Origin of the sequence: Wolbachia endosymbiont of Drosophila barbarae, assembly GCF_044752445.1 — a bacterium.
GTDB lineage: Bacteria > Pseudomonadota > Alphaproteobacteria > Rickettsiales > Anaplasmataceae > Wolbachia > Wolbachia pipientis.
On record NZ_JBIXJM010000158.1, the window covers coordinates 1 to 4,840 of the forward strand.

5 protein-coding genes and 1 pseudogene are annotated in these 4,840 nt (G+C 35.2%); 5 read left to right on the plus strand and 1 reads right to left on the minus strand.

The window, feature by feature from the left end; all coding sequences use genetic code 11:
• The 5 genes and pseudogenes from ACIPNH_RS02945 to ACIPNH_RS02965 form a co-directional block, all read left to right on the plus strand.
• Window positions 1–100 (plus strand): annotated as a pseudogene (locus ACIPNH_RS02945) (DUF721 domain-containing protein); the annotation flags it as partial.
• Between the two features lie 37 nt (window positions 101–137).
• Entirely contained in the window at window positions 138–452 is a 315-nt protein-coding gene (gene rpmB / locus ACIPNH_RS02950) for a 50S ribosomal protein L28 (protein WP_006279619.1), read from the plus strand.
• Window positions 445–1,308: a lipoyl synthase gene (gene lipA, locus ACIPNH_RS02955; RefSeq protein ID WP_264724115.1), complete on the plus strand. Its 864-nt coding sequence runs from the start codon at window positions 445–447 to the stop codon at window positions 1,306–1,308. The genes rpmB and lipA overlap by 8 nt, the downstream gene beginning before the upstream one ends.
• Window positions 1,309–1,361: 53 nt before the next feature.
• On the plus strand, window positions 1,362–2,078 hold the full coding sequence (gene ubiE / locus ACIPNH_RS02960) for a bifunctional demethylmenaquinone methyltransferase/2-methoxy-6-polyprenyl-1,4-benzoquinol methylase UbiE (RefSeq protein ID WP_264724116.1): 717 nt from the start codon (window positions 1,362–1,364) through the stop codon (window positions 2,076–2,078).
• A complete protein-coding gene (locus ACIPNH_RS02965) occupies window positions 2,075–3,190 on the plus strand; it encodes an FtsW/RodA/SpoVE family cell cycle protein (protein WP_400771635.1) in 1,116 nt (371 codons plus the stop codon). The genes ubiE and ACIPNH_RS02965 overlap by 4 nt, the downstream gene beginning before the upstream one ends.
• A gap of 370 nt (window positions 3,191–3,560) precedes the next feature.
• On the opposite strand, the gene ACIPNH_RS02975 is transcribed toward ACIPNH_RS02965, so the two are convergent.
• The gene (locus ACIPNH_RS02975; RefSeq protein ID WP_400771637.1) at window positions 3,561–4,424 is read right to left on the minus strand and encodes an Rpn family recombination-promoting nuclease/putative transposase; all 864 of its coding nucleotides are present in this window, start codon (window positions 4,422–4,424) and stop codon (window positions 3,561–3,563) included.
• Window positions 4,425–4,840 lie beyond the last annotated feature (416 nt).

The window sequence follows — 4,840 nt, forward strand, 5'->3', positions numbered from 1 at the left end:
GATTTCTCTTATAATAGAAAAAATTACGATATTTTTTGGTTATAAAGCAGTATATGGTATAAAAATTAAGCAAGAGAGTATTGACTATTTGACTATATAAGGTAATCTAAGTACATAGAATAATTTGGTATATTGAAGTGAGTAGAGTTTGTGAATTAACAAATAGAAAAAAATCTTTTGGTAATAAGGTATCACATTCGAATCGTAAAACAAAGCGTACCTTTCTTTTAAATTTACATAAGGTTACGTTAACAAGTGATATATTGAATAAAAAGTTTAGATTTCGTGTGGCAACAAGAACTTTGAGAACTATAGATTACAAAGGTGATTTAGATGCTTTTTTGCTCAACACAAGAACGATTAAACTAAGTGAGAAAGCGCAGAAGATAAAAAGAAGGTTGAAAAAAGTTTTAGTAAAGCAAGAGGTAGAGTTAGCAGTTTCAGATGCATAGTAAGCCTCCATGGCTCAGAGCAAAAGCTCCGACCGGTGAAGTATTCAATGAGACCTTAAACATCGTTAAACTGCATAACTTGCATACAGTGTGCGAAGAGGCTGCATGTCCAAATATTGGTGAATGTTGGAATAAACGTCATGCTACTGTGATGATTCTTGGTTCTGTTTGCACTCGTGCTTGTGCATTTTGCAACGTTGCAACTGGCATTCCTGATAAACTAGACCCTCATGAGCCAGAAAATTTAGCAAAAGCGATAAAAAAGTTAAACTTAAAACATGTTGTCATTACTTCCGTTGATCGTGATGATTTGCCAGATGGTGGCGCAAATCAGTTTATACAGTGCATAGAAGAAATTAGAAAGATAACTTCAGAAACAACAATAGAGATTTTAACTCCTGATTTTTTAAATAAGAAAGGAGCATTTGAAGCAATCGCTGTTGCATCACCTGATGTCTATAACCACAATATTGAAACAGTGCCGAGATTGTATGCAAAAATAAGACCACGAGCTCGCTATTTTCATTCACTATATTTACTGAAGATGGTAAAGCAGATTAATCCTAAAGTTTTCACAAAGTCAGGGCTTATGGTTGGCCTTGGAGAAACAAAAGAGGAAATACTGCAGGTTATGGACGATTTGCGCAGTGCTGAGGTTGATTTTATTACAATTGGTCAATATCTACAACCAACTCCAAAACATGCAAAACTTGATAGGTATGTTACCCCAGAGGAATTTGAGCATTATAAATATATCGCTTACTCCAAAGGGTTCCTAGTGGTTGCATCAAGCCCACTAACTCGGTCATCATACCACGCTGAAGAAGATTTTAACAGGCTCAAGGCTTGTCGTTGACATTTGTGTTAATTCAAATTAATTTTTACTAATTATAAAGGAGTTTTTACGTAATGTCTACTATAAAAATCAAGAAGAAATCGCAATTAGTTAAAGAGGTATTCGATTCCGTGGCAAGTCGCTACGACACCATGAATGATATAATGAGCCTCGGAATGCACAGATTATGGAAAGATAGGATGGTAAATAGTGTGCATTTTACAAAAAACTCTAAGGTTTTAGATGTTGCTGGAGGAACTGGAGATATAGCAATAAGAATAGTAAGAAAAGAGCCAAGTGCTAAGGTTACAGTATGCGATATAAATCAAAACATGCTAAGCAGAGGACGTGATAAAGCTATAAATTCAAACCAAATTAATTTTGATTGGGTATGTGCAAGTGCAGAAAGTTTACCATTTGAAGACTCCGAATTTGATTATTGCACAATAGCTTTTGGCATTCGAAATGTTTCTGACCGCAAGAAGGCTTTAAATGAGGCGCACAGGGTATTAAAACCACATGGGAAATTTATCTGCTTAGAATTTGCCCCTATGCACTATCAAAATGAGATATTTACCAAACTTTATGACTTATATTCATTTAAAGTAATTCCTAAAATTGGCAGCATAGTTGCTAAAGACAAGAGTTCTTATGAATATTTAGTGAAGAGCATCAGAGAATTTCCAACTCAGGCTGATTTTAAAATGGAAATTGAAGAGGTAGGCTTTAAGAATGTTGAGTTTCATAATATGAGCTATGGAATAGTGGCATTACACATTGGAACAAAATGAATATTAAACTCTGGTATAGAACGCTGGATTATTATCTCATCCTTCCAGTGTTTTTTTTGCTCACTATAAGCTTCATTCTTGTTTATTCAGCAAGCCCTGTAATTGCGCAGCGTCTTTCTTTACCACAAGATTATTTTATACGGCGTCACACAATTTATATAGTCCTGTCACTAATTACCTTGGTAACATTTTCTTTTCTCAACACAAGAACTATACTTAACCTCTCGTTCGCAGGTTTCATTTTATTTACTATTCTAGTAGCAATTGCGATAATACTTGGTATAGAGGTAAAAGGTGCGAAACGATGGTTACATATTGTCAAAATTTCTGTTCAACCATCTGAGTTCGTAAGGCCATTTTTTTCTGTTGTTATAGCTAGTATCTTGGCCAGCGAAATGAAGTTTAAAATACACATATCAATCATAATATTTCTGTTAGTTTTTGTGTTGGTACTTTTGCAACCTGATTTCAGTATGTCTATGCTTTTAACATATTCTTTTATCGGTCAAATGTTTATTGCATGTATACCATTTTTATACTTTCTATGCATAATAGGAATGGCCACAACTGGAACTACAATAGCTTACTTATGCCTCCCGCATATAAAGCAAAGGATTTACAATTTTGTCTTTTTTACGCAGCGCGATAACTTTCAAGTCACAAAATCATTAGAAGCATTCAAAAGAGGTCAATTAACTGGAGTTGGGCCTGGTGAAGGTAGCGTAAAAGCCTCTCTTCCTGATTGCCATACAGATTTTGTGTTTTCTGTTTTAGCAGAAGAATTTGGTTTGATTACGTGCTTAGCCACATTGATGTTATTTGGCATCATTTCCGCCCGCTTGCTTTACATTGCATATAGGGAAAATGAATTATTTAATCTGTTGGTGATTCTCGGTATCTCAATTCAATTCATCACACAATTCATAATAAACATAGGGGTAACATTGAGTGTTTTTCCAACCACCGGCATAACCCTGCCGTTACTTAGCTATGGTGGTTCTTCTCTTTTATCTTCGAGCATCGCACTTGGCATAATGCTGTCTTTCAGTAGAAACCAAGCTATCGCATTAAAGTTTCGTGAGCGTGTTATGCTTGGAAGGTATATGGACTAAACTTGTACCGCTCACAACTATTATTGGTATCCCTCCAAAATGGGTATCTGTTCAGATGAGTGGCAAAATAAGGTAGACGAGAAAAGCAACTATAGGAACAAATGGGTGTCATGCAAGTAGCTGACACTGGTATCCAGTCCTTTTGCACAGTTCCATCAAAAACGTTGTAAAGCGCTTTCGTGTTTACCAACTTAGTGCCCAATCTGGATCCCAGACTGGGATGACAAAAAAAGGAGCACTGGAATTTTTGTTTCAGCATTAGCCATGCATCTGAACAGATACCAGAAAATATTCCACTGACATGCTGAACAACAAATACATCACTATGTCGTTTATCGCAAAAACTTATATTTTTCGTAACCATTCACACTTAATTCTGCAATTCTTTGATCTCACTCATAGAAAGACCAGTAGTTTGAGCTATAATATTAAAAGAAACACCTGCTTTAAGTAGATTCTTTGCGACTTCAATTTCCCTCTCTTTTCTACCTTCCTCTTTAGCAAGATCAAGTCTATATTCAAGAATGGCTTCTTCTTTGCGCAGATCCATTATTCTTTCTTCATAAGCTACTAGATCTTTTTCATTCCAGTGAAACTTATCTAATTCATCATATGCTAGCTTTATTATTGGTGATTTTTCCGCAATTTTTCTGAGATCTTCGTCCGTTGTTTCATCTGCATATTTGAAAAAAAATAGCCAACGGTCTACTACACTTTCTAGTTGTTCTTCTCTACTCTTAGGAAATTTTGGCAGCTCTATGAAGATAAATTGAAAATCTTTTAAGTCATGCTCATTGGTTTTTTCATCTCTTATGGTATGGCTAGATATATAGTCAAGCTTATCAGGGAATAAGGTACAATTTGAAATCGCGATAAAGAAAATCTTCTTTAAATCAACGTATTTACCAGATTTATCAGCTTGTCTTGAGTAAGCCTTAGCAGCATAAAGTTGTGCGCGTTTTTCAAAGCCTTTATCACGAGTGAGCTGCATCTCAATTATATACCTGTTTCCACTAGAATCCCTGCAAAGAACATCAACAATGCTTTGTTTATCAGAAGCAATTTCAGGGTCCATAATGGTGCTTAAGAATTCTACTTCTTGTATAGTGTTGACTTCAGTACATCCTAAAATATCGTTTAAAAAATGGATAAGAATATTCTTATTTTTTTCAGTGCCAAAGATTTTCTTAAATGTTAAATCTAACTTTGAATCGAGAAATTTAGAAAGAGCCATAGTAAAAATACTGAGAAAAGATTAATAATTATACACTATTATTAACAACTATTCAACCATATTTTTAAGTATAGCTATACCGCCGCGGCGCTAACACGTAGCGGGATGACGAGCTTATCGTCACGCCGCCACGAACCGTCATACCGCCGCGGTATCTCTTAACATAGATCCCTTACTTAACCGTCATACCTTAACATAGATCCCGCTAACATGTAGCGGGATGACGATTGTCGTTTAGCCATAAATACTTAAGAAATTTACCAAACGAAAAAAAGGCAAAAGAAGCCCTAGTCATTGTCTATTTTCAGTATTGGCGTTTTTTAAGTCTTAAACACTGCAATTTAGCTGCTTTTAAATGCAACTCACCTTAGTTTAAATGTTTAAGAAATTTACTAAGCAGAAAAAAAGGCAAAAGA